The sequence below is a fragment of the Vibrio sp. 1978 genome (genome assembly GCF_033344345.1).
Window position 1 is genome coordinate 1 of sequence record NZ_JAWPOP010000730.1, and the last position, 597, is coordinate 597.

Here is a 597-nt window from a genome sequence, read left to right on the forward strand (position 1 = left end):
CTCCATTGATGCGATCACCTATGCTGCCGATAACGGCTACCACGTGATTAACATGAGTTATGGCTCTGATGAAATCGATGAAGAGGGCAACCCGATTAGCTTAGTCGGTTATAGCCAAGCGGAAAATGATGCCGTTAACTACGCTTGGGGGAAAGGCGTGTTGTTAGTGAGCGCAGCAGGGAACGCCGGAGACCCGATCAAGAACTATCCCGCAGCTTATGACAACGTGATTGCCGTAGGTGCAACGGATGACGATGACAATCGTGCCAGTTTTTCTACTTTCGGTAGCGATTGGGTGTCGCTAATGGCACCTGGTGACAGTATTCTCTCGACGATGCCAAATGAGCAGTGTGGTACCTTCGATTACGATAATGACGCCTGTCTGCATTGGCAGTCGGGTACATCCATGGCCAGTCCTCATGTTGCTGGCGCAGCTGCGTTACTTTGGGCATACAAATATGCGGATCAGTTATCCGATCCTGCAACTTGCCAAGATGCCTCTGGCGTACCTTGTAACCAGATGATTCGTATGATGTTGGAACAGGGAGCGGATCCAATAGGTGCTGATGGGCAAGATTTACAGAGCATCTCTCAATA

General features: G+C 49.9%; 1 protein-coding gene. It reads left to right on the forward strand.

Translation table 11 applies throughout. From position 1 onward, the window contains the following. A partial coding sequence (locus tag R8N49_RS28795) for a S8 family serine peptidase (protein ID WP_318190656.1) occupies positions 1 to 597 on the forward strand: 597 nt, incomplete at both ends.